Source organism: Pseudomonas sp. NPDC089408 (assembly GCF_044749445.1).
Classification (GTDB): Bacteria; Pseudomonadota; Gammaproteobacteria; order Pseudomonadales; family Pseudomonadaceae; genus Aquipseudomonas.
This window is the reverse complement of record NZ_JBIVHY010000002.1, coordinates 351,916-376,686: the sequence shown is the minus strand read 5'-3', so window position 1 is coordinate 376,686 and position 24,771 is coordinate 351,916. Positions and strand designations below refer to the sequence as shown.

23 protein-coding genes are annotated in these 24,771 nt (G+C 63.8%); all 23 read right to left on the bottom strand.

The features are described from left to right. Positions 1–77: 77 nt before the first annotated feature. The 23 genes from flhF to fleQ all read right to left on the bottom strand — a co-directional run bounded on the left by flhF (position 78) and on the right by fleQ (position 24,675). Entirely contained in the window at positions 78–1,385 is a 1,308-nt protein-coding gene (gene flhF / locus ACIP02_RS05075) for a flagellar biosynthesis protein FlhF (RefSeq protein WP_400613833.1), read from the bottom strand. An 11-nt stretch (positions 1,386–1,396) separates the two neighbouring features. Then, positions 1,397–3,526, bottom strand: coding sequence for a flagellar biosynthesis protein FlhA (gene flhA, locus ACIP02_RS05070; protein ID WP_400613831.1), 2,130 nt, complete (start codon positions 3,524–3,526; stop codon positions 1,397–1,399). Positions 3,527–4,054: 528 nt separating this feature from the next. After that, complete coding sequence (gene flhB / locus ACIP02_RS05065; RefSeq protein ID WP_400613829.1) at positions 4,055–5,197, bottom strand: flagellar biosynthesis protein FlhB; 1,143 nt, start codon at positions 5,195–5,197, stop codon at positions 4,055–4,057. Between the two features lie 2 nt (positions 5,198–5,199). Beyond that, positions 5,200–5,976, bottom strand: a complete 777-nt coding sequence (fliR, locus tag ACIP02_RS05060) for a flagellar biosynthetic protein FliR (RefSeq protein ID WP_400613827.1) — start codon at positions 5,974–5,976, stop codon at positions 5,200–5,202. Positions 5,977–5,983: 7 nt separating this feature from the next. Further along, entirely contained in the window at positions 5,984–6,253 is a 270-nt protein-coding gene (gene fliQ, locus ACIP02_RS05055) for a flagellar biosynthesis protein FliQ (protein WP_400613824.1), read from the bottom strand. Positions 6,254–6,274: 21 nt separating this feature from the next. Further along, positions 6,275–7,042 carry a flagellar type III secretion system pore protein FliP gene (gene fliP, locus ACIP02_RS05050; protein WP_400613821.1) on the bottom strand — a complete coding sequence of 256 codons (768 nt, stop codon included), beginning with the start codon at positions 7,040–7,042 and terminating at the stop codon, positions 6,275–6,277. Next, positions 7,042–7,476: a flagellar biosynthetic protein FliO gene (gene fliO / locus ACIP02_RS05045; protein ID WP_201203016.1), complete on the bottom strand. Its 435-nt coding sequence runs from the start codon at positions 7,474–7,476 to the stop codon at positions 7,042–7,044. The genes fliP and fliO overlap by 1 nt, the downstream gene beginning before the upstream one ends. A gap of 12 nt (positions 7,477–7,488) precedes the next feature. Further along, complete coding sequence (fliN, locus tag ACIP02_RS05040) at positions 7,489–7,956, bottom strand: flagellar motor switch protein FliN (RefSeq protein ID WP_400613818.1); 468 nt, start codon at positions 7,954–7,956, stop codon at positions 7,489–7,491. Positions 7,957–8,003: 47 nt separating this feature from the next. Beyond that, a complete protein-coding gene (gene fliM / locus ACIP02_RS05035; protein ID WP_003254418.1) occupies positions 8,004–8,972 on the bottom strand; it encodes a flagellar motor switch protein FliM in 969 nt (322 codons plus the stop codon). Positions 8,973–8,981: 9 nt separating this feature from the next. Next, positions 8,982–9,479: a flagellar basal body-associated protein FliL gene (fliL, locus tag ACIP02_RS05030; protein ID WP_400613816.1), complete on the bottom strand. Its 498-nt coding sequence runs from the start codon at positions 9,477–9,479 to the stop codon at positions 8,982–8,984. A 418-nt stretch (positions 9,480–9,897) separates the two neighbouring features. Further along, positions 9,898–11,157, bottom strand: coding sequence for a flagellar hook-length control protein FliK (locus tag ACIP02_RS05025; protein WP_400613814.1), 1,260 nt, complete (start codon positions 11,155–11,157; stop codon positions 9,898–9,900). A 72-nt stretch (positions 11,158–11,229) separates the two neighbouring features. Then, positions 11,230–11,577, bottom strand: a complete 348-nt coding sequence (locus ACIP02_RS05020) for an Hpt domain-containing protein (RefSeq protein WP_400613812.1) — start codon at positions 11,575–11,577, stop codon at positions 11,230–11,232. 48 nt (positions 11,578–11,625) lie between these two features. Beyond that, positions 11,626–13,317 (bottom strand): SpoIIE family protein phosphatase, encoded by a 1,692-nt coding sequence (locus ACIP02_RS05015; RefSeq protein WP_400613810.1) that lies wholly within the window; start codon positions 13,315–13,317, stop codon positions 11,626–11,628. Positions 13,318–13,325: 8 nt separating this feature from the next. After that, positions 13,326–13,631: an STAS domain-containing protein gene (locus tag ACIP02_RS05010; RefSeq protein WP_400613807.1), complete on the bottom strand. Its 306-nt coding sequence runs from the start codon at positions 13,629–13,631 to the stop codon at positions 13,326–13,328. 403 nt (positions 13,632–14,034) lie between these two features. Then, the gene (fliJ, locus tag ACIP02_RS05005) at positions 14,035–14,487 is read right to left on the bottom strand and encodes a flagellar export protein FliJ (RefSeq protein ID WP_400613805.1); all 453 of its coding nucleotides are present in this window, start codon (positions 14,485–14,487) and stop codon (positions 14,035–14,037) included. A 6-nt stretch (positions 14,488–14,493) separates the two neighbouring features. Further along, entirely contained in the window at positions 14,494–15,849 is a 1,356-nt protein-coding gene (fliI, locus tag ACIP02_RS05000; RefSeq protein ID WP_400613803.1) for a flagellar protein export ATPase FliI, read from the bottom strand. Continuing rightward, positions 15,839–16,633, bottom strand: coding sequence for a flagellar assembly protein FliH (gene fliH, locus ACIP02_RS04995; RefSeq protein WP_400613801.1), 795 nt, complete (start codon positions 16,631–16,633; stop codon positions 15,839–15,841). The genes fliI and fliH overlap by 11 nt, the downstream gene beginning before the upstream one ends. A gap of 182 nt (positions 16,634–16,815) precedes the next feature. Beyond that, positions 16,816–17,835, bottom strand: coding sequence for a flagellar motor switch protein FliG (fliG, locus tag ACIP02_RS04990; RefSeq protein ID WP_400613798.1), 1,020 nt, complete (start codon positions 17,833–17,835; stop codon positions 16,816–16,818). Continuing rightward, the gene (gene fliF, locus ACIP02_RS04985) at positions 17,828–19,606 is read right to left on the bottom strand and encodes a flagellar basal-body MS-ring/collar protein FliF (protein ID WP_400613796.1); all 1,779 of its coding nucleotides are present in this window, start codon (positions 19,604–19,606) and stop codon (positions 17,828–17,830) included. Before fliF ends, fliG begins: the two co-directional genes overlap by 8 nt. A gap of 15 nt (positions 19,607–19,621) precedes the next feature. Beyond that, complete coding sequence (gene fliE, locus ACIP02_RS04980; RefSeq protein WP_003254438.1) at positions 19,622–19,954, bottom strand: flagellar hook-basal body complex protein FliE; 333 nt, start codon at positions 19,952–19,954, stop codon at positions 19,622–19,624. 169 nt (positions 19,955–20,123) lie between these two features. Further along, the gene (locus ACIP02_RS04975) at positions 20,124–21,479 is read right to left on the bottom strand and encodes a sigma-54-dependent transcriptional regulator (RefSeq protein WP_400613793.1); all 1,356 of its coding nucleotides are present in this window, start codon (positions 21,477–21,479) and stop codon (positions 20,124–20,126) included. Beyond that, on the bottom strand, positions 21,479–22,696 hold the full coding sequence (locus tag ACIP02_RS04970) for a sensor histidine kinase (protein WP_400613791.1): 1,218 nt from the start codon (positions 22,694–22,696) through the stop codon (positions 21,479–21,481). The genes ACIP02_RS04975 and ACIP02_RS04970 overlap by 1 nt, the downstream gene beginning before the upstream one ends. Positions 22,697–23,199: 503 nt before the next feature. Beyond that, positions 23,200–24,675 (bottom strand): transcriptional regulator FleQ, encoded by a 1,476-nt coding sequence (gene fleQ / locus ACIP02_RS04965; RefSeq protein ID WP_400613789.1) that lies wholly within the window; start codon positions 24,673–24,675, stop codon positions 23,200–23,202. Between the last annotated feature and the right edge of the window lie 96 nt (positions 24,676–24,771).

Below are 24,771 nucleotides of genomic sequence, written 5' to 3'. Positions count from 1 at the left end.
GTCTCGCTGGGGCTCGGGCCACACGTAGGGCAATTCTGCGTACCCTTTGGTATAGCTACTTTGCACACGCTTCATGCTCAACCCGCTCGCCGTGGGTTGTGATAGAGATCAGCGAACATGTCGGCCATGGCCTCTTCGCTGGGCTCGTCCTGTTGTTGCACATTAACCGCCCGGGTGACCAGCTGGTGGCCCCGTGGCAGGTGCAGGTCGTCAGGAATGCGCGGGCCGTCGGTCAGGTAGGCCACGGGCAGTTCATGACTGATGGCAAGGCTCAGCACGTCGCCAAGGCTTGCCGTTTCATCGAGTTTGGTCAGGATGCAGCCGGCCAGGCCACAGCGCTTGTAGCTGTGGTAGGCGGCGGTCAGCACCTGCTTCTGGCTGGTGGTGGCCAGCACCAGGTAATTCTTCGCGGCTATGCCACGCCCGGCCAGGGTTTCCAGCTGCATGCGCAGGGCCGGGTCGCTGGCCTGCAGGCCGGCGGTATCGATCAGCACCACGCGCTTGCGCAGCAGCGGTTCCAGTGCCGCGGCCAGCGACTGGCCCGGGTCGACATAGGTGACCGGCACATTGAGGATGCGGCCGAGGGTCTTGAGCTGCTCCTGGGCACCGATGCGGAAGCTGTCCATGCTCACCAGCGCCAGGTTCTGTGCGCCGTACTTGAGCACGTAGCGCGCGGCCAGCTTGGCCAGGGTGGTGGTCTTGCCCATGCCGGCCGGGCCGACCATGGCAATCACGCCGCCCTCTTCGATCGGCTCGACCTCAGGGATTTCAATCATGCGCGCCAGGTGCGCCAGCAGCATGCGCCAGGCCTGGCGTGGCTCTTCGATCTCGGCGGTCAGGTCGAGCAGTTCGCGGGCAATCGGCCCGGACAGGCCGATGCGCTGCAGGCGCCGCCAGAGGTTGGCCTGTTGCGGCTTGCTGCCTTGCAGCTGGGTCCAGGCCAGCGAGCCGAGCTGCACTTCGAGCAGTTCGCGCAGGCCCGACAGCTCGGAGCGCATGGCATCGAACAGGCGCGGGTCGACTGGCGCGGCAGCCGGGGCAACGGGCGTATCAGGGGCATCCACGTGCGGCTCGACCAACGGCTCGGCGGCGGTCAGCGACTGCCCGGCAAACAATTGGCGGTTGTTGTCGCTGCTGTCCTGGCGGTGATCCAGCTCGGCCTGGGCAGTGGCAATGCGCGTGTGGGTCTTGCGCAGCTCTTCTTCCAGCTCGGCGTTGGGCACACGCGGGGCCAGGGCGGACAGCTTGTAGTCCAGCGCGGCCGTCAGTTCGACACCGCCGGCAATGCGGCGGTTGCCAATGATCGCGGCATCGGCGCCCAGCTCATCACGGACCAGTTTCATGGCCTGACGCATATCGGCGGCGAAAAATCGCTTAACTTGCATTATCCACTACCTCAGCCGTTAGGGCCCACGGTGGCAACGATGGTGACTTGCTTGTTGTCCGGTATTTCCTGATACGCCAGAACATGCAAATTCGGTACAGCCAGGCGACCGAAACGCGACAGCATGGCGCGGATCGGGCCGGCGACCAGCAGGATGGCCGGTTGGCCCTGCATTTCCTGGCGCTGGGCCGCTTCGATCAGCGAACGTTGCAGCTTCTCGGCCATGCTAGGCTCCAGAAGAACACCGTCTTCCTGACCCTGCCCGGCCCTTTGCAGACTATTGAGCAAAATCTGTTCCAACCTTGGCTCCAGGGTAATCACTGGTAGCTCGGACTCAACGCCGACAATGCTTTGCACGATGGCGCGACACAATCCGACGCGCACCACCGCCACCAGCGCGGCGGTATCTTGACTCTTGCCGGCGTTATTCGCGATGGCCTCGGCAATACTGCGAATATCGCGTACTGGCACCTGTTCCGACAACAGGGCTTGCAACACCTTGAGCAGCCCCGACAAGGAAATGACGCCCGGCACCAGCTCTTCTGCAAGTTTAGGCGAGGCCTTGCCCAGTACCTGCAACAGTTGCTGGACCTCTTCATGGCCGATCAGCTCATGGCAGTGCTTCTGCAGGATCTGGTTGAGGTGGGTGGCCACCACGGTACTGGCATCGACCACGGTGTAGCCCAACGACTGCGCCTGCGAACGCTGGCCAACGTCGATCCACACCGCCTCCAGGCCAAACGCCGGGTCGCGCGCGGCAATGCCGTTGAGGGTGCCGAACACCTGGCCCGGGTTGATCGCCAGCTCGCGGTCTGGGTAGATCTCCGCTTCGGCCAGGATTACCCCCATCAGGGTCAGGCGATAAGCGCTGGGCTGCAGGTCGAGGTTGTCGCGGATGTGCACGGTTGGCATAAGGAAGCCCAGGTCCTGCGACAGCTTTTTGCGCACGCCCTTGATCCGCGCCAGCAGCTGGCCGCCCTGGTTGCGGTCGACCAGCGGGATCAGCCGGTAGCCGACTTCCAGGCCGATCATGTCGATCGGCGTGACGTCGTCCCAGCCCAGTTCCTTGGTTTCCTGCGCACGCTGCGGTGAAGGCAGCAGGTCCTGCTGGCGCTGCGCCTCCTGCAATGCCTGGGCCTTGGCTTTCTGCTGTTTTTTCCACACCAGGTAAGCCCCGCCGCCGGCCAGCAGACCCAAGCCGATGAAGGCGACATGCGGCATGCCCGGGACCAGGCCCATGACAATCATCAACGCCGCCGACACGGCCAACGCCTTGGGCGAGTCGAACATCTGCCGGTTGATCAGCTTGCCCATGTCCTCGGAGCCCGAGGCGCGGGTAACCATGATCGCGGCGGCCGTGGACAGCAGCAGTGATGGCAATTGCGCCACCAAACCGTCACCAATGGTCAGCAGGGCGTACACTTTGCCGGCATCGCCGAAGCTCATGCCATGCTGCAGCATGCCGATCAGCATGCCGCCGATCAGGTTGATGAACAGGATCAGCAGGCCGGCGATGGCGTCACCGCGGACAAACTTGCTGGCACCGTCCATCGAGCCGTAGAACTCGGCCTCCTGGGCCACCTCGGCACGGCGGTGCTTGGCCTGGGCCTGGTCGATCAGGCCGGCGTTGAGGTCGGCGTCGATGGCCATCTGCTTGCCGGGCATGGCGTCGAGGGTGAAACGCGCGCTCACTTCCGAGATACGCCCGGCACCCTTGGTCACCACCACGAAGTTGATGATCATGAGGATGGCGAAGACCACGCCCCCGACCACGTAGTTGCCGCCGATCACCACCTCGCCGAAGGCCTGGATCACCTTGCCCGCCGCGCCGTGACCCTCCTGGCCGTGCAGCATGACCACCCGGGTAGAGGCCACGTTCAGCGCCAGGCGCAGCAACGTGGCCACCAGCAGGATGGTGGGGAACGCGGCGAAGTCCAGCGGGCGCAGTGCATAGACGCAGACCAGCAGCACCACGATCGACAGGGCGATGTTGAAGGTGAAGAACACGTCGAGCAGGAACGGCGGTATCGGCAACATCATCATTGCCAACATCACCAGCAGCAACAGCGGCACACCCAGGTTGCCCCGGCCGAGCCCGGCCAGGTTGTTACGGGCGTTGCTGATTAACTGAGTGCGATCCACCGCGAGTCCTCTTGATGCAAAACTTTGACGCCCAGAGGGCGCCTGGGCGTGGCTTTGCAAGAAGCCTTCCAACTTTGTGGTTTGGGTGAGATTGGGTGTGGCCGCGGATGTTCGCCTTGAGGTTTTTGTTGTCCGTGAGATCGAGCGCCGAGGTGTTCGCCTCTACACATTCTGCGCCTGTGAAATCGAGCGCCGAAGCGTTCGCCTCGACCCATTCAGCGTCTGTGAGATCGAGCGCCGCCCGCGCGGCGCTTCGCGGCTAAAGCCGCTCCTACATTTGTTTCGGGCCAGTCCATCCTGTGGCAGGCGCGCGCGACCGCCTTGTTTTTACGACGCGATATCGAGGCATGCGCCAAGGCGTTCGCGCGCAAATCCCACAGGCATAATTGGCCCGAAACAAACGTAGGAGCGGCTTTAGCCGCGAAGCGCCGCGCGGGCGGCGCTCGATCTCATAGGCGCAGAATGTGTAGAGTCGAACACCTCGGCGCTCGATCTTACAGGCGCTAAATAAGCTGTGGCGAACACCTGTCAGCTATCACGCCGCAAGTCCGGCGGAATCGGCAGGTCATCTTTCAACGGCTCCGGCCGCTTGCCCTTGCCCGCGCGGTACTGGCGGATCTGGAACACATAAGCCAGCACCTGCGCCACCGCCAGGTACAAGCCGGCCGGGATTTCCTGCTCGATTTCAGTGGAGTAATAAATTGCCCGCGCCAGCGCCGGCGACTCGAGGATCTGCACCTTGTGCTCCACGCCAATCTCGCGAATCTTCAAGGCCATGAAGTCTGTGCCCTTGGCCAACAGCAACGGCGCCACCCCACCCTTTTCGGGGTCATACTGCAAGGCCACCGCATAGTGCGTCGGGTTGGTGATGATCACATCGGCCTGCGGTACCGCCGCCATCATGCGCCGCTGCGACATTTCACGCTGCAACTGGCGAATGCGCTGCTTGACCTCGGGCTTGCCCTCGCTGTCCTTGTACTCGTCCTTGACCTCCTGCTTGGTCATCTTCATTTTCTTGTGCGTCTGGTACAGCTGGAACGGCACATCTGCCGCCGCAATCAGCAGCAGCCCGGCCGACATCCACAACGCACTCCAGCCAACCACCTGCAGACTGTGGATGATCGCTTGCTCCATCGGCTCATTGGCGATGGACAGCAACGCCTGACGGTCGTTGACCAGTACCACGACCGCCACGATAAGAATCACGAAAAACTTGGCCAAGGCTTTCAATAGCTCGGTCAGGGCATTCATCGAGAACATGCGTTTGATCCCAGACAGCGGGTTCATGCGGCTGAACTTGGGCTGCAGCAGGCTACCGGAGAACAAGAAACCGCTGAGGGCGATAGGTGCCACGAAGGAAATCACGAACAACAGGATGAGTACCGGCTGCACCGCCCAGATCGCCATCTTGCCCGAGGCCAGCAGGAAGGCGCCCATGGCCCGTTCGTCGACGATCACCTCACGGGTCAGGCTGAAGTTCATGCGCATCAGGGCCAGCAACGTTTCGGCCAGATGGCCGCCGAATGCCAACAGGCCGCCGGCACCCGCCAGGGTCACGGCCACCGTATTCAGTTCCTTGGAGCGCGCAACCTCGCCCTTTTCGCGGCTGTCGCGCTTGCGCTTATCGGTGGGGTCTTCTGTCTTGTCCTGGCCGCTCTCGCTCTCTGCCATGCTCAGCCCGCCTTCGCCAGTTCACGCAGCCATTGCAGCGCTTCGCTGGCCAGCGCCTGGTAGTGCGACAGGATATCGGCTAGGCCGACCCAGAAGATGAACATGCCCATGACCAGGGTCAGCGGAAAACCGATAGAGAAAATGTTCAGCTGCGGCGCCGCGCGGGTCATCACGCCAAAGGCGATGTTCACCACCAGCAACGCAGCGATCACCGGCAGGATCAGCAGCAAGCCGGCCGCAAACACCCACCCCATGCGCCCGGCCAGCGCCCAGAAGTGGTTGACCACCAGCGCACTGCCCACCGGCAAGGTGGTAAAGCTTTCGGTCAGGACCTCGAACACCACCAGGTGGCCGTTCATCAGCAGAAACAGCACGCTCACCAACATGGTCATGAACTGGCTGATCACCGTGACGTTGACGCCGTTGGCAGGGTCGACCATCGAGGCGAAGGCCATGCCCATCTGCACCGCAACAATCTGCCCGGCAACCACAAAGGCCTGGAACAGCAACTGCAGCGCCAAGCCGAACAGCGCACCGACAATGATCTGCTCGGCGCACAGCAACAGGCCACGCAAGCTCAGCGGGTCGAATTCGGGCAGCGGCGGCAACGCCGGTACGATCACCACGGTAATGGCCACAGCCACGTACAGGCGCACCCGCGCCGGCAGCATGCGGGTGCCGAAGATCGGCATGGTCATCAACACCGCCGTCACCCTGAACAACGGCAGGATGAAGGTGGCGACCCAGGTGCCGATCTGCGTGTCGGTCAGCTCCAGCATTGCCGCATCAACCTATGAGCTGCGGAATGTTGGTGTAAAGCGTGGTGATGTATTCCATGAACTTCTGCACCAGCCACGGCCCGGCAACGATCAGGGTGATCAGCATCACCAACAGGCGCGGCAGAAAGCTAAGGGTCTGTTCGTTGATCTGCGTGGCCGCCTGGAACATCGCCACCACCAGGCCCACCAGCAGGCTCGGCACCACCAGCACGGCCACCATCAGGGTGGTCAACCACAGGGCGTCACGGAACAGGTCGACAGCAATTTCAGGTGTCATCGGCGGCTCTCCTTGACGGCGTCAGACGCCGCCGAAACTGCTGGCCAGGGTGCCCATGATCAGCGCCCAGCCATCGACCAGCACGAACAGCATGATCTTGAACGGCAACGAGATGATCAGCGGCGACAGCATCATCATACCCATGGCCATCAGCACACTGGCCACCACCATGTCGATGATCAGGAACGGGATGAAGATCATGAAGCCGATCTGGAACGCGGTCTTCAGCTCGGAGGTGACGAACGCTGGCACCAGAATGGTCAGCGGCACCTGGTCGGGGCCGGCGATGTCAGTACGCTTGGACAGGCGCATGAACAGGTCAAGGTCGCTTTGCCGGGTTTGCGCCAGCATGAAGTCCTTGAGTGGCCCCTGGGCTTTGTCGATGGCCTGCTGGGCCGTCAGCTGCTCGTTCAGGTACGGCTGCAGCGCGCTCTGGTTCACCCGGTCGAACACCGGGGCCATGATGAACATAGTCAAGAACAGCGCCATGCCGGTCAGCAACTGGTTCGACGGCGTCTGCTGCAGGCCCAGGGCCTGGCGCAGGATCGAGAACACGATGATGATGCGGGTGAAGCTGGTCATCAGGATGACGAACGCCGGGATGAAACTCAGCGCGGTCATGATCAGCAGAATTTGCAGGCTGACCGAATACTCCTGCTGCCCGTCCGCAGTATTGGACAGGGTAATGGCCGGGATCGACAGCGGGTCGGCGGCCAGGGCCAATGGCGCGGCCAGCAGCAGCGCCACCGCCAATAACGAGCCCAACAACGTACGCAGCGCGCCGCTCATCACTTGTTGTCCTTAGGGTTCTTGCCCATCAACTCGATCAACCGCTGGGCAAACTCCGGCGTCGCCTGACGGGCGTTATCCGGCACCTGCACAGGTTCGGCCAGCACATGCAGGGCCTCGATGCTGCCGGGGGTATGGCCGATCAGGATCTGCTCCTTGCCTACCTGAACCAGCAGCAGGCGGTCACGCGGGCCGATGGCCCGGCTGCCGACAATCTCGATCACCTGCCCGCCCTTCACCGCCGTGCTCTGCAGGCGCCGCAGCAACCAGGCCAGGAAGAAGATCAGGCCCACCACCAGCAGCAGACCGAACACCATCTGTGCCAGCTGCCCGCCGAGGCTGCCGGGTGCAGCCACCGGGGTGGCGGCTGGCGTAGCGGCGGCAAGGCAGGCGTGGCTGACCAGCAGCGCGGCAAGCGCCGCGATGGCGCGCATCGTGCCCTTCACTCAGCGCAGCTTCTTGATGCGTTCGCTAGGGCTGATCACGTCGGTCAGGCGGATGCCGAACTTCTCGTTGACCACGACCACTTCGCCATGGGCGATCAGCGTACCGTTGACCAGCACATCAAGTGGCTCGCCGGCCAGGCGGTCGAGTTCGATCACCGAACCCTGGTTGAGCTGCAGCAGGTTGCGGATGTTGATCTCGGTGCTGCCCACTTCCATGGAAATGTTTACCGGGATGTCCAGGATCACGTCCAGGTTCGGGCCTTCGAGGCTGACGTTTTCGTTCGGCTTCGGCGAGCTGGCGAACTCTTCCATCGGCAGGCGGCCGGGGCCACCGCTGCTGCCGGTGTCACCGCCCAGCAGTGCATCAATGTCGGCCTGGCCGGCCGCACCGGTTTCTTCCAGCGCGGCAGCCCACTCATCGGCCAGCGCCTGGTCATCTGGGGAGGTGATCTCGTTTTCGTTAGCCATGGTTTCCTCGACAGGCATTCAATTCGTTGTAAGCGACCGGCACGCCGTCAGCGGCGTTCGATCGGGTCGATGATCTGCAGGGCCAGGTTGCCCTTGTGCGAGCCCAGCCGCGCCTTGAACGCCGGCACGCCGTTGGCGCGCAGCACCAGGTGCTCGGGCAGCTCCACCGGGATTACATCGCCAGGCTGCATGTGCAGGATGTCGCGCAGCTTCAGTTGGCGCCGGGCGACCGTGGCGGTCATTGGCACGGCGACATCCAGCACGTCTTCGCGCAGGGCCTTGACCCAACGCTCGTCCTGGTCGTCCAGGTCGGACTGGAAACCGGCATCGAGCATTTCCCGTACCGGCTCGATCATCGAGTACGGCATGGTCACGTGCAGGTCGCCGCCACCGCCATCCAGTTCGATGTGGAAGGTGGAGACCACCACCGCCTCGCTGGGGCCGACGATGTTGGCCATGGCCGGGTTGACCTCGGAGTTCATGTACTCGAAGGACACCGGCATGATCGCCTGCCAGGCTTCCTTGAGGTCGACGAAGCACTGGTCCAGCACCATGCGCACCACGCGCAGCTCGGTCGGGGTGAACTCGCGGCCTTCAATCTTGGCGTGGCGGCCATCGCCACCGAAGAAGTTGTCCACCAGCTTGAACACCAGCTTGGCGTCGAGGATGAACAGCGAAGTGCCGCGCAGTGGCTTGATCTTGACCAGATTGAGGCTGGTCGGCACATACAGCGAATGCACGTATTCGCCGAATTTCATCACCTGCACGCCACCCACGGCCACGTCGGCCGAACGGCGCAGCAGGTTGAACATGCTGATACGGGTGTAACGGGCGAAACGCTCGTTGATCATTTCCAGGGTCGGCATGCGACCCCGCACGATACGGTCCTGACTGGTCAGGTCGTAGCTTTTGATACTGCCAGGCTCGGATGCACTCTCGGTCTGCACCAGCCCGTCGTCGACGCCATGCAACAGGGCATCGATCTCATCCTGGGACAGCAGGTCCTGTACGGCCATTGCGGACTCCTACTGCAATACGAAATTGGTGAACAGCAGCTGGTCGATGACCGGCTTGCCAAGTTCCTTCTGCGCCACTTCCTGAACCACGGCGGTCGCTTTCTGGCGCAGCATTTCCTGGCCTACCGGGCTGCTGGCGAGGGTGTCGAAACCTTGCCCGGAGAACATCATCACCAGGTTGTTGCGAATCACCGGCATGTGCACCTTGAGCGCGTCCAGGTCGGCCTGGTTGCGCGCCTGCATGGCGATGCTCACCTGCATGTAGCGCTGGCGGCCGTTCTGGTTGAAGTTGACCACGAAAGCCGGGGTCAGCGGCACGTAGATGGCCGCAGGCTTGGCGTTGCTGGCTGCTGCTTCGGCGGCCGGCGCCGGCTCGCCCTTGTGCATGATGAACCAGGTAGCGCCCACCGAAAGGCCGATCGCCAGCAACAGGCCTACCACGGCCATGATGATCAGCTTGAGTTTGCCTTTAGTGGCGGGGTCTTTGACTGCTTCGCTCTTCGCCATGCCAATAATCCGTCGTCCATCGGGGGTTCAAGGGAGGATGGCTTGGCTTGAGCAAGTGTTATGCCAGTTTTGGGCTTGTTAGATTGTGTTGGGGTCGGGATGGGTCCACCGGCAGAGGTGTGGCGCCTGTGAGATCGAGCGCCGCCCGCGCGGCGCTTCGCGGGACAAGCCCGCTCCCACATCTGTTTCGGGCCAATTATTCCTGTGCCTTTGGCGCGCCCCCCGGGTGTATGGCTGGAGATTGATGAAGAACAGCGGCACAGCCGATATCGAGTGAAACAAACAAGGCGGCCAGAGGCAACCTCAAAGGAGTAACTGGCCCGAAACAGACTGTGGGAGCGGGCTTGCCCCGCGAAGCGCCGCGCGGGCGGCGCTCGATCTCACAGGCGCTAAAAACCTAAAGGCATGCACCCCGGCCTCAAGCGTAATAATCGACCGCGCTGTCACCCACAACCACCTGCTGCTCCACCGGCCGGGCACTGTCGGCCACCTCACCGCCCCCCTGCCCGGCCTGGCGTGCAGCCACCCCGGACAGGTTGCTGCCCTGCGCCTGCCCCTGCTGCTGTTGCTGCCCGCGTGACTGGTCGGCAACATTGACATCCGGCTGTGCCAGCCCCTGCTGGGCGAACAGCTCACGCAGGCGGTGAACCTGGCTGTCGAGGGCGTCACGCACACCGGCGTGGCCGCTGATGAAGGTGACCTGGGTGGCCTGGTCCGCCGCAACATTGACGCGAATGTCCAGGCGACCCAGCTCGGCCGGCTCCAGCTGAATGTCAGCCGACTTGAGGTTCTGGCTGGACAGGTACATGACCCGGTTGACCAAGCCCTCGGCCCAGGCGCTCTGGTTCATCGGCAACGGCTGGTGCAGTGGGCTGGCACCGGCTGGCACGGCGTTGGCGGTCTTGGCCGTGGCCGCCTGGGTCAGGCTGGCCAGGCGGTTGGCGAAATCGTCGACACGGGTGTCGCTGCTGGCGCTCTTGGTATCCTTCAGGCCATCTTCAAGCAAGGCGCCGAAGGCCTTGTCACCCGCCTCGCCGCTATCGCCCTCGGCATTCTCGACCAGATTCGCCAAGGTATTGACGGCTGCCCGCCCTTCCTCGCCTTGAGCCTGAGCAGGATCCAGGGCATGTGCTGAGGTACTGCCCTTGGCCTGGGCACTGTGCTCCAGCGCCAGGCGCAGGGTGGGCAGGTTGGCCAAGGGGTCGGCATCCGGGTCGAAGGCTTCTTCCACAGAAGGCGCTTCAGGCAGCGCCACCTGGGCTTGCGCCGTAGCGGCCTGCAGCACCGGCGCCACCGCCTCGGCCTGGGCCTGGATCAGTTGCGCGCCCGGCTGGGCGTCGGTGACCTGCCCAGCCACCAGGCTGGCATCACGCAAACCGGTATCGGCCTGCGCCGCATCGTCTGCTGGCAATTTATTGCCGTCATCGGCAACAGCGTTTTTGTCGGCCGGGTCTTTCTTGCCGCCCGCTGCCGCATCAGGCTTGTCCTTGGGCTTGGCCTGGGCCACCTTGTCATCCGCCCCAGCAGCCTTGTCGCGGCCCTGCCTGGCCATCACCTGGCCAAAGGCATCACCCTTGTCGCCCAGCGCCTGCAGCGGTTTGTCCGCCTGCACAGCGGCCGAACGCGAGGTGTTGGCAATGGCATTGGCTTGCAACAATGGGTTGGGTGCGACAGGCATCGAGCGGTCTCCGCGCCAGGAACTTGAAAATCATCCGGGCAGAGAAATGCAAGACTCGCGCCAACTCGCCTATCAACCGGCGGAAATACCTTGTTGCTCACCGCGATAGAAGCGCTGCACCTCGACGAATTCCTGATCAATGCGGCTGATCAGGTCTTCAATGCCATACAACGGGCGATCCCGCGCACGCTCTTCCAGCTGGTGGCACAGGCTGGCCAGGATCAACGCCCCCATGTTGCTGCTGCTGCCCTTGAAACTGTGGGCGGCCGCGCCAAGCTCCTCGGCACTCTTGGCCGCATGCAGCTGGCCCAGGCGGCGCTCAGAGTCGTCGAGAAACGTCTGCACCAACTGCAGGTAACCATCCTCCATGACCTCACGCAGGTCACTGATTACCTTCTGGTCAATATGCTTTTCAGCCACTTGTTCACTCCTTGATCAAGCCAGATTATGCCCGAGCCACCCAGTGGCTCACCAGACGAACGCCACATGCGCGCAACGCCCGCCATCACTCCAGCGCGCCTCACTGGCCAGCCGCTGTACCAGGTTCAGGCCACGACCGCTCAGCCCCTGGTCGCGCGCAGGCCGCGCCAGCACGCGCTGCACATCGAAACCGGCACCACTGTCGCGGACCTCGATCATCAGACGGCCGCCGTCGCCATGGGGTTCAACCCTGAAATTGATGCTTACAAAACCGTCGGTCAACGACCCCAGGCGCCGGGCGCGTTCCTGATAATAGTCGGCAAAGCCCTGTACATCGCTTTTCAGCTGCGAGTCCAGACCCAGCACACCATGCTCCAGGGCGTTGGAATATAGCTCGCTGAGCACGCTGTGCAGGTTACCGGTACGTGCGCGCAGGCCGTGTATTTCCTGCAACAACTGCACCAGGTACGGCACCGGATTGAAGCGCTTCAGGCTCTCGCCACGCACCTCGAAGCCCAGCGACCAGTCCAATGGGCTGGAGCGGCCACTATCAGCGTAGATCATGGGCGACGGCACCCGCTCTTGGGCACCGAACATGCGGATGTCACACAAGCTGATGTCATCGCGCGGGCGCCCGCCAAAACGCTCCAAGGCCTGCATCAACTCGTCGAACAGCTGAGCCGGCTCACGGTTGTCGGCCAGCACCGTAAGCAGGCGCTGCACGCCGAACAGGCGCTCTTCGTCATCGGCAGTATCGAGCACGCCATCCGACAGCAACAACAGGCGCTCACCCGGCGCCATCGGCAGCACTTCGGTGCTGTCATCGAAGCGCTCGGCGGCGAGAATGCCCAGCGGCAGATGCCGCGAACTCAGCACCGACAGCACCTGCCCATCCACCGACAGACGATAACCATCGGGCATGCCGCCATTCCACACCTCGACCGAGCCGCGCTGCATGCTGAGGTTGAGCAGCAGCGCGCAGCAGAACATGTCCACCGGCAGGATGCGCTTGAGCTTGACGTTCATCTCGCGCAGGATCTGCGCCATGCCATAGCCCTTGGCGGTCATGCCATAGAACACCTCAGCCAGCGGCATGGCGCCGACCGCCGCCGGCAAGCCATGGCCGGTAAAATCGCCCAGCAGCACGCGCATGTCGCCTGCCGGGGTGAATGCCGCCAGCATCAGGTCGCCATTGAACAGCGCATAAGGCGACTGCAGGTAGCGGATGTTCGGAGCCGACAGGCAGCCGGAGTGGGCGACCTTGTCGAATACCGCCTTGGCCACCCGCTGCTCGTTGAGCAGGTGGTGGTGATGCCGGGTGATCTGGTCGCGCTGCTCCAGCACGGTGGCCTGCAAGCGGCGCAGGCGGTCCATGGCGCGGATCTTGGCCGCCAGAATCACCGCACTGTAGGGTTTGGCCATGAAGTCATCGCCGCCCGCCTCCAGGCAGCGCACCAGGCCCTCTTCTTCGTTCAGCGAGGTGAGGAAAATGATCGGCACCAGCGCTTCGCCAGCCAGGGCCTTGATCTGCCGCGCCGCCTCGAAGCCGTCCATGACTGGCATCAGCGCGTCCAGCAGCACCAGCTGCGGTCGCCGCTCGACAAAAAGCGCCACTGCCTGCTCGCCGTTTTCTGCGGTGAATACCTGGTGGCCCTGGCGGCGCACGATTTGCGCCAGCAGCAGGCGGTCGGCGGCACCGTCTTCGGCGACCAGCACGGTCAACGCCTGTTCGGCAGGCATGCTGGCGCTCAACTGATATCGAAGAGTTTTTCGAAGTTGGAAATGGCGAGAATCTTGCGCACGTCGGAGCTGGCGTGCACCACCCGCACATCCGACTCATCGCCGCCCGCGTGGTCGCGCAGCAATAGCAGCATGCCGAGCGCGGAGCTGTCGAGGTACGTGGTGTCCCTCAAGTCGACGACTACCGAATCGGGCTTTTTGGGCTGGCGTTCGTAAGCGTCACGAAATTCCTGATGCTTGCCGAAATCGAAACGCCCCTTGATCTTGATCGTCAGCTTTTTCCCATCCTGCGAAAAATCAGTCTCGACTGCCATGCTAGCGATTCCTTCGATGATGGCGGATGCAACACCTTTAAGGTTTAGCAGGCGATGGGGGGGGTGGCAAGTGTTGGCCGCGGGTGTTCGCCGCAACATTTTCAGCGCCTGTGAGATCGAGCGCCGCCCGCGCGGCGCTTCGCGGGGCAAGCCCGCTCCCACAGTCTGTTTCGGGCCAGTCACTCCTGTGATTTCACCGCTGGCCGCCTTGTTTGTTCCACTCGATATCGGCTGTGCCGCTGCTCTTCATCAATGTCCAGCCTTGCACCCAGGGTGCGCGCGCCAAAGGCACAGGAATAACTGGCCCGAAACAGATGTGGGAGCGGGCTTGCCCCGCGAAGCGCCGCGCGGGCGGCGCTCGATCTCACAGGCGACAACAGCCTCAAGGCGAACACCCCAAACCCTACAAATAATTCTGCCGCGGCAGGCGCTGGGACAGCTCGTCCAGCAAGCGCTGTTCACGCTTGTCTTCGGCGCGCCGGGCCTCGTCCATGTAGCGCTGCACCAGCTTGCGCAAGCCCTCCACCCGGGCATAGGCCTGCTGCCAGGTACCGCGGGCGTTGTTGAGGTTGTTCTGGTGCCAGACCAGGCTCTGGCGCTGCTGGGTCATGGCCGTTTCCAACTGCCCGAGGAAGCGCTGGTAATTGACCAGCCAGCTGCCATTGACCCCCTGCCCGCCACGGTTGATCCACTGCTGCTGGTAGTCCTCGCGAAAGCGTTCCAGCTCGGCCAGCTTGGCCTGGGCCGTGGCCACCTGCTGCTGAAAGTGGCCCAGGCGCTGGGCGGCCTTGCGCTCGGCCTCTTCGGCCATGTCCACCACCGGCGCCAGGCGCGCGGCGCGTCCGGGCAGTGCCATGGCCTATCAGCCCGCCGGGGGCGTGAAGATCGCCCCCAGCTGTTCGCGGCTCTGCGCCATGCCCACGTTCTCGCGCAGGCCCTGGCGCAGATACTCCACCAGCCTCGACTGCAGGGCTATGGCCAGGTCGGTCTCTGGGTCGCCGCCGGCCACATAGGCGCCCACGCTGATCAGGTCGCGGCTTTGCGACAGGCGTGACCACAACTGCTTGAACTTCTGCGCCTGGCGCAAGTGGTCGGCATCGACCACTTGCGGCATTACCCGGCTGATCGACGCTTCGATATCGATCGCCGGGTAATGGCCTTCCTCCGCCAGCCGCCGCGACAGCACGAAGTGGCCGTCGAGCACGCCCCGCGCCGAGTCGGCGATCGGGTCTTGCTGGTCGTCACCTTCGGACAGCACGGTATAAAACGCCGTGATCGATCCACCACCCGGCTCGCCGTTACCGGCCCGCTCCACCAGCTTGGGCAGTTTGGCAAACACCGACGGCGGGTAACCGCGCGTGGCCGGCGGCTCGCCGATGGCCAAGGCGATTTCCCGCTGGGCCTGGGCAAAACGGGTCAGCGAGTCCATCAGCAACAACACGTTCTTGCCCTTGTCGCGGAAGTACTCGGCAATGCGCGTGCAGTACATGGCAGCGCGCAGGCGCATCAGGGGCGCATCGTCGGCAGGCGACGCCACCACCACCGAGCGCTTGAGGCCCTCTTCACCGAGAATGTGCTCAATGAACTCTTTCACTTCGCGGCCCCGCTCACCGATCAGGCCGACCACAATGATTTCGGCCTCGGTGAAACGGGTCATCATGCCCAGCAACACCGACTTACCCACGCCGGTACCGGCGAACAGGCCCAGGCGCTGGCCACGGCCGACCGTGAGCAGACCGTTGATGCTGCGGATACCCACGTCCAGCGGCTTGCTGATGGGGTCGCGGTTGAGCGGGTTGATCACCGGGCCGTCCATCGGCACCCAGTCCTCGGCCTTCATCCCGCCTTTGCCATCCAGCGCACGGCCGGCGCCATCCAGCACCCGGCCGAGCATGCTCATGCCCATCGGCAGGCGGCCGCCATCATCCAGGGGCACCACACGGGCGCCAGGGGCGATGCCGACAATGCTGCCAACCGGCATGAGGAACACCTTGGAGCCGGCAAAGCCCATGACTTCGGCTTCGACCTGTACCGGGTGATAGCTGTCGTCGTTGATTACCAGGCAGCGGCTGCCGACTGCGGCGCGCAGGCCTTCGGCCTCCAGGGTCAGGCCGACCATGCGCAGCAGGCGGCCCTCAACGATGGGCTGGGCCGGCAGCTCGATGGCCTCGGCGTAGCTGCCCAGGCGCTTGCCGAAACTGGTGCGCTTAAGGTGCATCGGGGTTGTCCACGGCGCGCTCGACTGGCGCATCCAGGTCTACCGACACGTCCGGCGCCGCCGGGTGCAGGGAATGGTCATGCAACTGGTCGAACAGCTGCGCCACCGCTTTCTCGATGCGCGTTTCCATGCTCGCGTCGATGCGGCTGTGCGCGGTTTCGATACGGCAACCGCCGGGCAGCAGTGCGCTGTCTTCCAGCAGCCGCCAGTTTTCTTCATGGCGTTCGCGCAGGGCCTTGGCCAGCTCGAAATCCTGGGGGTTGAGGTGGATGCGGATGTTATCGGCGCCCATGGGCAGCAGCTTGAGTGCCTCGCGCAGCACCTGGGTGATCTGGCTGGAGTCGTTGCGCAGCTCACGGCCAATTACCTGGCGGGTCATGTGCGCAACCAGGTGCACCAGGGTTTTCTCGATCTGCGTGTCCTGCTCGGCGATTGGCTCCATCAGGTTGGCCATCAGCCGCTCAAGGCTGCCGAGTTTGGCCTTCAGGGCCTCTTCGGCCTCCTGGCGGACCTTGAGCTGGGTGCTGTGGAAGCCTTCGCGCTCACCGGTGGCGAAGCCCTCGTTATAGGCTTCCTGGCGGATGGCTTCGAGCTCTTCCAGGGTCAGTGGCTGGACTTCTTCCAGCGGCACTTCCTCGATCTCATCCTCGACCACTTCAGGTTCCGGCTCTGGCTCCGGAACGTGCTCGGGTTGCGGGTCGAAGCTGGGCAGCGCCCACACGTCCACGCCCTCGAGGTCGCGGGCGCGGATCAGGTCGCTGGGGTGATGTTCTATGGTGGGCATGTTTTCAAATACTCAAAAGCCTTTTAGCAACCAACGCGCCCCCTGTAGGAGCGGCCTTGTGTCGCGATAGGGCTGCAAAGCAGCCCCAGCACTTTATGCTGCGAAGCTGAAATCCTGGGGCTGCTTTGCAGCCCTATCGCGACACAAGGCCGCTCCTACAGGGGGCCGCGTCGCCGGCAGGATCAGATCATTTCCTCGGCGCCTTTGCCGCCAAGCACGATCTCGCCGGCCTCGGCCATGCGCCGGGCAATGGTGAGGATTTCCTTCTGCGCCGTTTCGACGTCGCTGACCCGCACCGGCCCCTTGGCTTCCAGGTCGTCGCGCAGCAGCTCCGAGGCACGCTTGGACATGTTCTTGAAGATCTTGTCCTTGACCCGCTCGTCGGCACCCTTGAGCGACACCACCAGCACGTCGGAGGACACCTCGCGCAGCAGCGCCTGGATACCACGGTCGTCGACATCGGCCAGGTTGTTGAAGACGAACATCAGGTCTTCGATCTGCTCCGACAGGTCGGTATCGATTTCGCGGATTGCGTCCATCAGCGCACCTTCCACCGAGCTGTCGAGGAAGTTCATGATGTCGGCCGCCCGCTTGATACCACCCAGGGTGGTGCGCGCTGCATTGGAGTTGCCCGAGAACTGCTTCTCGAGGATCTGGTTCAGTTCTTTCAGGGCTGCCGGCTGCACGGTGTTCAACGACGACACGCGCAGGACGATGTCCAGGCGCACCTTGTGGTCGAAGTTGCTCAGCACTTCACCGGCCTGGTCCGGGTCGAGGTAGGCGACCACGATAGCCTGGATCTGCGGGTGCTCGTAGCGGATCACGTCGGCCACGGCGCGTGGCTCCATCCACTTCAGGCTGTCCAGGCCGCTGGTGTTGCCACCCAGCAGGATGCGGTCGACCAGGCCGTTGGCCTTGTCCTCGCCCAGGGCCTGGTTGAGCATCTTGCGGATATAGGCATCGGAGCCCACGCCCAGGCTGGTCTGGTCGCCGACGATGTCGACGAACTCGCTCATCACCTGCTCGACCTGGTCACGGTGCACATTGCCCATCTGCGCCATGGCCACACCCACCCGCTGCACTTCCTTGGGGCCCATGTGCCGCAGCACCTGCGCCGCATCGGTCTCGCCCAGCGACAGCAACAGGATCGCCGCTTTGTCGACGCGGCTCAGCTTGGCGGTAACGGCTCGGTTGTCACTCATCGGCGTTGATCCAGTCTTTCACGACCTGGGCCACACGGCCCGGGTCTTCGGCCACCAGGCCTTTGATTGCGTTGAGCTGTGCCTCGTAACCCTCGCTCGGGCTAGGCAGCAGAATGCTTGTCGGGCCACCCAGGCTGACGCGGTCGTTGGCCAGTTCGCCATCCAGACCGATCATGCCGCCCAGCTCCATGTCGCTATCCGAGGCAGCCTGCTTGCCGCCCCCTGTAATGTTGTTCAGCACCGGACGCAGCACACCGAACACCAGTACCAGGATGAACACCACGCCCAGCACCTGCTTGACGATGTCCCAGAACCACGGCTGCTGGTAGAAGGCGATATCGGCAATTTCTTCGCCACGGTCGGCGGCGAACGGCACGTTGATCACCGTCACGCTGTCGCCACGGCTGGCGTCAAAGCCGACCGCGTCCTGCACCAGGCGGGTAAAGCGCGCCAGGTCTTCTGCCGCCCATGGCGCACGGGTGGTATCGCCGGTGGCCGGGTCGATCTTGACCTGGTCGTCCACCACCACCGCCACCGACAGGCGGGTCATGCGCCCCTGTTGCTGGCGGGTGTGGCTGATGGAACGGTCCAGTTCGAAGTTCTTGGTGCTTTGCTGACGTTTATCTGACGGGTACGGCGCGAGCATTGGCTGGCCGGTGGCCGGGTCCATGATCTGCTGGCCGTTGGCATCCACCAGCGGCTGGCCTGGCTGGATGGCCGCTGCCGGGGTAGCGGCGCCACCGGTGGTCTGCGGTGCCGAAGCGGCGCCTGGCGGCTGATTGCTCAGCGCGCCGGGTACACCTTGCGGGCCCTGGCTGCTGGCACGCTGCTCATCGACCGACTGCTCGCTGCGCAGGGCCGGCTGGTCGGGGTTGAACTGCTCGGCAGTCGATTCGACCGCGCTGAAGTCCAGGTCGGCAGACACTTCGGCCTTGTAGCGGTCATTGCCCAGTACTGGCTGCAGAATGTTGCGAACACGCTGGGTGAGCATGCTTTCCATGCGGCGGCTGTAGTCGTACTGCTTGCCGGCCTCGGTCAGGGCAGAATCCTGCAACTGCTCGGACAGTAGGTTGCCCTTCTGGTCGACCACGGTGACCTGGGACTTGTCGAGCTCTGGCACACTGGTGGCGACCAGGTTGACGATGGCCATCACCTGCCCGGCTTCCAGGGCGCGGCCCGGGTACAGCTCGACCAGTACCGAAGCGCTTGGCTTACGTTCGTCACGCACGAACACCGAGCTCTTCGGGATGGCCAGGTGCACGCGTGCGGCCTTGACGTTGTTCAGGCTGGACACAGTACGCGCCAGCTCGCCTTCCAGGCTGCGGCGGTAGCGGGTGGCTTCCATGAACTGGCTGGTGCCCAGGCCCTGCTCCTTGTCGAGCAGTTCGAAGCCGACGTTGCCGTCACTTGGCGCAACGCCGGCAGCAGCCAGTTTCAGGCGCGCGCGGGAGAGGTCGTCGGCCTTGACCAGCAGGGCACCGGAGTTGGGCTCTACGTTGTAGGGGATGTCGGCAGCGGCCAGGGTGTCCATGACCTGCTTGGTGTCCATGCCCGACAGGCTGCCGTACAGCGGACGGTAATCGGGTTGTTGCGACCACAGCACCACGGCAAAGCCGATCGCCACGCTGGCCGCCAGGCCGACCATGAGGCCCACCTGACGCAGCATTGGCATCTGCGAAATGTTTTCCAGAAACGCCATGCCCGGGATCGGCGCTTTGGCCGCAGGCTTGCCGGGTTTGGCAGGGGCGTTGTCGACGACTGCTTCAGCCATGGTTTACGTCCGTCCTCAAACCGGCATCTGCATGATGTCCTGGTACGCCTGGACCAGCTTGTTGCGCACCTGGGTCATGGCCTGCATCGACACGCTGGCCTTTTGCGACGCGATCATCACGTCGGTCAGGTCGACGCCGCTCTTGCCGATTTCGAAGGCATTGGCCAGCTGGGTCGAGGCCTGCTGGGTTTCATGCACCTTGCCGATGGCCTGGCCGAGCATGTCGGCAAAGGTACTCTGCCCCGGCGCCAGCTCGGGCGCGGCGGTGACCTTGGGCAGCGACATGGCATCGGCCTGCATGGCCCGCATGTCCAACATCAGACGATTGAATTCAACACCTTGGCTCATGACCCTTCTCTCTCCTGCGGCCGCATTTTTTTGACACTCATGCGGCGAATAGCCTACGTAAAGCAACAAAGGTGCCAGCCTCGAAGTGGCAAGCCTTAAGCTGCAAGCCATAAGCTGGAAGGCGCCCCGGCACAAAGCGGCTTGAAGCTTGAAGCTTATGGCTTGCAGCTCAACCGAACAGGCTGGCCTCGACGTCAAACCCGGCATCGCGCATCTGCGCCAGCTTGTAGCGCAGGGTGCGCGGGCTGATGCCCAGGCGTTCGGCCGCCTCTTTGCGGCGGCCGCGCTCGGCGCGCAGGGTGTCGATGATCATCTGGTACTCGTGGCGGCGCACGTCATCACCCAGGCCGCTGGCCTCAGCAGCCACCTCAGGTAATGGCGCGGTGCCAGCCGACAACGGAATGGCGCCTGCCAGACAGAAATCCGCCGCCTCGATCACCCCACCCTGCTGCAGAATCAGCGCCCGCTGCAGGGCGTTGTCCAGTTCACGCACGTTGCCCGGCCAGGCATGCGCCTGCAGGCACGCCCGTGCCTGCGGCGAGAGGCGCACCGGGGCGTGCTTCATCTTGGCTACATGCCGTGCCAGCAGGCGCTCGGCCAACTGCAGGATGTCACCCGGGCGCTCGCGCAGCGGCCGCCAGGCCAGAGGGAACACCGACAGCCGGTAGTAAAGGTCTTCACGGAAACGCCCGGCTGCCACCTCGCCAGCCAGATCGCGGTTGGTGGTGGCCAGCACGCGGATATCGAGGCTGATCGGCTTGCGCCCACCTACCCGCTCCACCTCACGCTCCTGCAACACGCGCAGCAGCTTGGCCTGCAAGGCCATGGGCATTTCGGAAATTTCATCGAGCAGCAAGGTGCCGCCTTCGGCCTGCTCGAACTTGCCGGCCTGGGCGGCAATGGCACCGGTGAATGCGCCCTTCTCGTGGCCGAACAGGGTGGCTTCAAGCATGTTGTCGGGGATCGCCGCGCAGTTGATCGCCACAAAGGGCTGCGTCGCCCGCGACGATTGCTGGTGAATGTAGCGGGCGAGCACTTCCTTGCCGGTACCGGACTCGCCGGAAATCAGTACGGTGGAGTCACTGCGCGCTACCCGCGCGGCCAGCTCCAGCAACTGGCGGCTGGCCGGCTCACAGGCCACCGGGCCTTCTTCGCCGCTAACCCGGCCGGCCGCATGCCGCTCGACCAGGCTGAGCAGCGCCTTGGGTTCGAACGGCTTGACCAGGTAATCGGCGGCGCCCTGGCGCATGGCCTCGACCGCCCGCTCGACGGCGGCGTGCGCCGTCATCAACAGCACCGGCAGCTGCGGCTGCTGGCGACGCAGCTGGCTAAGCAACTGGTGGCCGTCCATGCCGGGCATGTTCACATCGCTGACCACCAGGCTGAACGCATCATCCTGCACCGCCTCCAGCGCTTCTTCAGCAGAACCCACCGCACGGTAGGCAAAGCCGCCGATTTCCAGGGTGTCGCCCAACGCCTGGCGCAAGACGCGGTCGTCCTCGACCAGCAGCACATTGATTGCCATTACACAGCCTCCGCGCATTGCCCGTCGATCAGTGGCAACTCCACCCGCACACAGGTACCACGGCCCACTTTCGAACGCAGGCTGACCGTACCCTGATGCGCACGCACCACAGCCTGGACCACCGCCAGGCCCAGGCCGGTGCCCGTGGCCTTGGTGGTCAGGAACGGCTCGCCCAGGCGCGCCAGCAACTCGGCGTCGATACCGCTGCCGGCATCACTCACGCACAGGTGCAAGGTGCGCTCGCGGCGGAACAGGTGCACCTTCAAACGCGCCGCACCGACGCTGGCCTGTATGGCATTCTCGATCAGGTTGAGCAAGGCACCGACCAGGGTATCGCGGTTGCACAACAGCTCGCCCAAGTGGCTGTCGCACTGCCAACGTATGGCATGCCCTTGCACATGGGTCTGGGCTGCCTGCTGCAGGGCCTGGAACAAGGCTTTGGGGGTAACCCGATCACCCAGCGGCAGCTCGCCACGGGCGAACACCAGCATGTCGCGCACTTGGTGTTCCAGCTCGTACAGGCGCTCCTTCAGAGTGCCGGCAAAACGCTGGCGGGTTTCCTCGCTTAGCGGTTGCTCGCTATCGGCCAGGTGACTGGCGTAGAGCATGGCAGCCGACAGCGGCGTGCGGATCTGATGCGCCAGCGAGGCGACCATACGCCCCAGCGATGACAGGCGCTCGTGACGCGCCAGCTGGTCTTGCAGGCGACGGGTTTCAGTCAGGTCGTTGAGCAGCACCAGCTGGCCGGGTTCGGCGTCCAGCGAACGGGTGGCGATCGACAGGCGGCGGCCATCGCGCAGCGAGACTTCGTGGCCGTCGTCTTTGCGCGGGGCAAAGCTGCGGGCGATCACCTGGCGCCATAACTCACCGATCAGCGGCTCGCCGAGCAGTTCGCAGGCCGCCGGGTTGGCTTCGCGCACCAGGCCTTGGCCATCGATCACGATCACCCCGCCGGGCAGCAGGGCCAGCAGGTTCTGCAGGCGGTTGGCCAGGCGCTCCTTTTCACTCAGTTCGGCGATGCGCTGGGCGCTGACCACGGCCAGTTCGCCCTTGAGTTCGCTGACCCGGGCTTCGAGCAGGCTATAGGACTGACTGAGCTGGCTGGACACCTGGTTGAACAGGGCGAAGGCGTGCTCGATACCCTGGCGGCTGTCCTGCTCGACCGGGGTTTGCCCCTGCTGATCGGGGGCTCGGGATACGTGGGCGGCCTGGGGCATCGTGCTCTCTCGCGTGGCTGACCGTCATAAAAACGGTATGTTGCCAGCGGTGTAGCAATAGCCGTGCCGGAGATGGGGGTTTAGCGAGAGGAAGGCAGTGCGAGGGCTGGAAGGTGGTTACCGGGAGATTTGCAGGGCCTGCGAGATCGAGCGCCGCCAAGTGTTCGTCGATGCATTGTCAGCGCCTATGAAATCGAGCGCCGCCCGCGCGGCGCTTCGCGGCTAAAGCCGCTCCTACGTTTGTTTCGGGCCAGTCCATCCTGCGCCAGGCGCGCGCGACCGCCTTGTTTGTACGACGCGATATCGAGGCATGCACCAAGGCGTTCGCGCGCAAATCCCGCAGGCATAATTGGCCCGAAACAAACGTAGGAGCGGCTTTAGCCGCGAAGCGCCGCGCGGGCGGCGCTCGATTTCACAGGCGATGAAAATGTTGCGGCGAACACCTGGCGGCGCTCGATCTCACAGGCGCCAGAAAGGCCAAGGCGAACACCCCGGCCTATCCATCAATCCTCAGCCTGGTCCTCGCCGCCCTGGCGGCTCATACCATACTTGCGCATCTTCTCGACCAGGGTGGTCCGGCGAATGCGCAAACGTTCAGCTGCGCGCGCAACGATACCGTTGGCATCGTCCAGCGCCTGCTGTATCAGACCCTGCTCCAGGCTACCCAGGTAGTCCTTGAGGTCCAGGCCTTCGGGCGGCAGCATGGCGTGGCTGCTGAAGTTCGGCGTGTGGCCATTGATTGCCACGCGCTCTTCCAGGTCGCTGCGCAGGCTGTCGACCATCTGCTCGTCTTCATCATCGACGTAGCGGAATTTCTTAGGCAGCTCGGACACGCCAATCACCCCGTACGGGTGCATGATCGCCATGCGCTCGACCAGGTTGGCCAGCTCGCGCACGTTGCCCGGCCAGCCGTGGCGGCACAGCGACATGATCGAGGCTGAGTTGAAACGGATGGAGCCGCGCTTTTCGTGTTCCATGCGCGAGATCAGCTCGTTCATCAGCAGCGGAATGTCTTCCACCCGCTCACGCAACGGCGCCATCTCGATAGGGAACACGTTCAGCCGGTAGTACAGGTCTTCGCGGAAGGTGCCGTCCTCGATCATGGTCTCGAGGTTCTTGTGCGTGGCGGCAATGATGCGCACATCGATGCTCTGGGTCTTGTTGCTGCCCACGCGCTCGAAGGTGCGCTCCTGCAACACGCGCAGCAGCTTGACCTGCATCGGCAGCGGCATGTCGCCGATTTCGTCGAGGAACAGGGTGCCACCGTTGGCCAGCTCGAAACGCCCGGCACGGCTGGTGATCGCCCCGGTAAAGGCGCCCTTCTCGTGGCCGAACAGTTCGCTTTCCAGCAACTCGGCCGGGATCGCGCCGCAGTTGACCGGCACAAACGGCGCTTCGCGGCGCTTGGAGTGGTAGTGCAGGTTGCGCGCCACCACTTCCTTGCCGGTGCCCGATTCACCCAGGATCAGCACGCTGGCGTCGGTATCGGCCACTTGCTGCATCATCTGTCGCACATGCTGGATGGCACGGCTGGTGCCGACCAGGCTGCGGAACAGGTTGGGTTCGCGCTGGCGGCCGCGCTCGCGCGCTTGGTCGTACATCTCGCGGTAGACCTGGGCACGGTGCAACGAATCCAGCAATTGGCTGTAGCTGGGCGGCATTTCCAGGTTGGAAAGCACCCGGCGGCGCAGGTCTTCCGGCAGCTCGGCAGAAGAAATTTCAGCTAAAAGCAGAACCGGAAGGAACTCATCCCAGCCAGCCACTGTCTTAAGCAGCCCCAGAAGATTGCCCGGAGCATTGACGGTGCCGATGAGTACGCATAGCACTTCGCGACTCGAGGACAATGGCTCGACCGCCTGCTGCCAGTCATGGCTGGCGCACGCGAGGTTATCTTCGCCGAGGAAGTTCAACACCACCGCAAGGTCGCGGCGGCGTGCGCTGTCGTCATCGATCAGCAGAATCTTGGTTTCACGCCACATGCAATAGCAACTTCCCTAGTCATATCGGCGCCCTGCAGGGGCGTGCTCGACATCATTCCGACTGAATGGTCAGTGTTCGGACGTCTGAAATTCGAA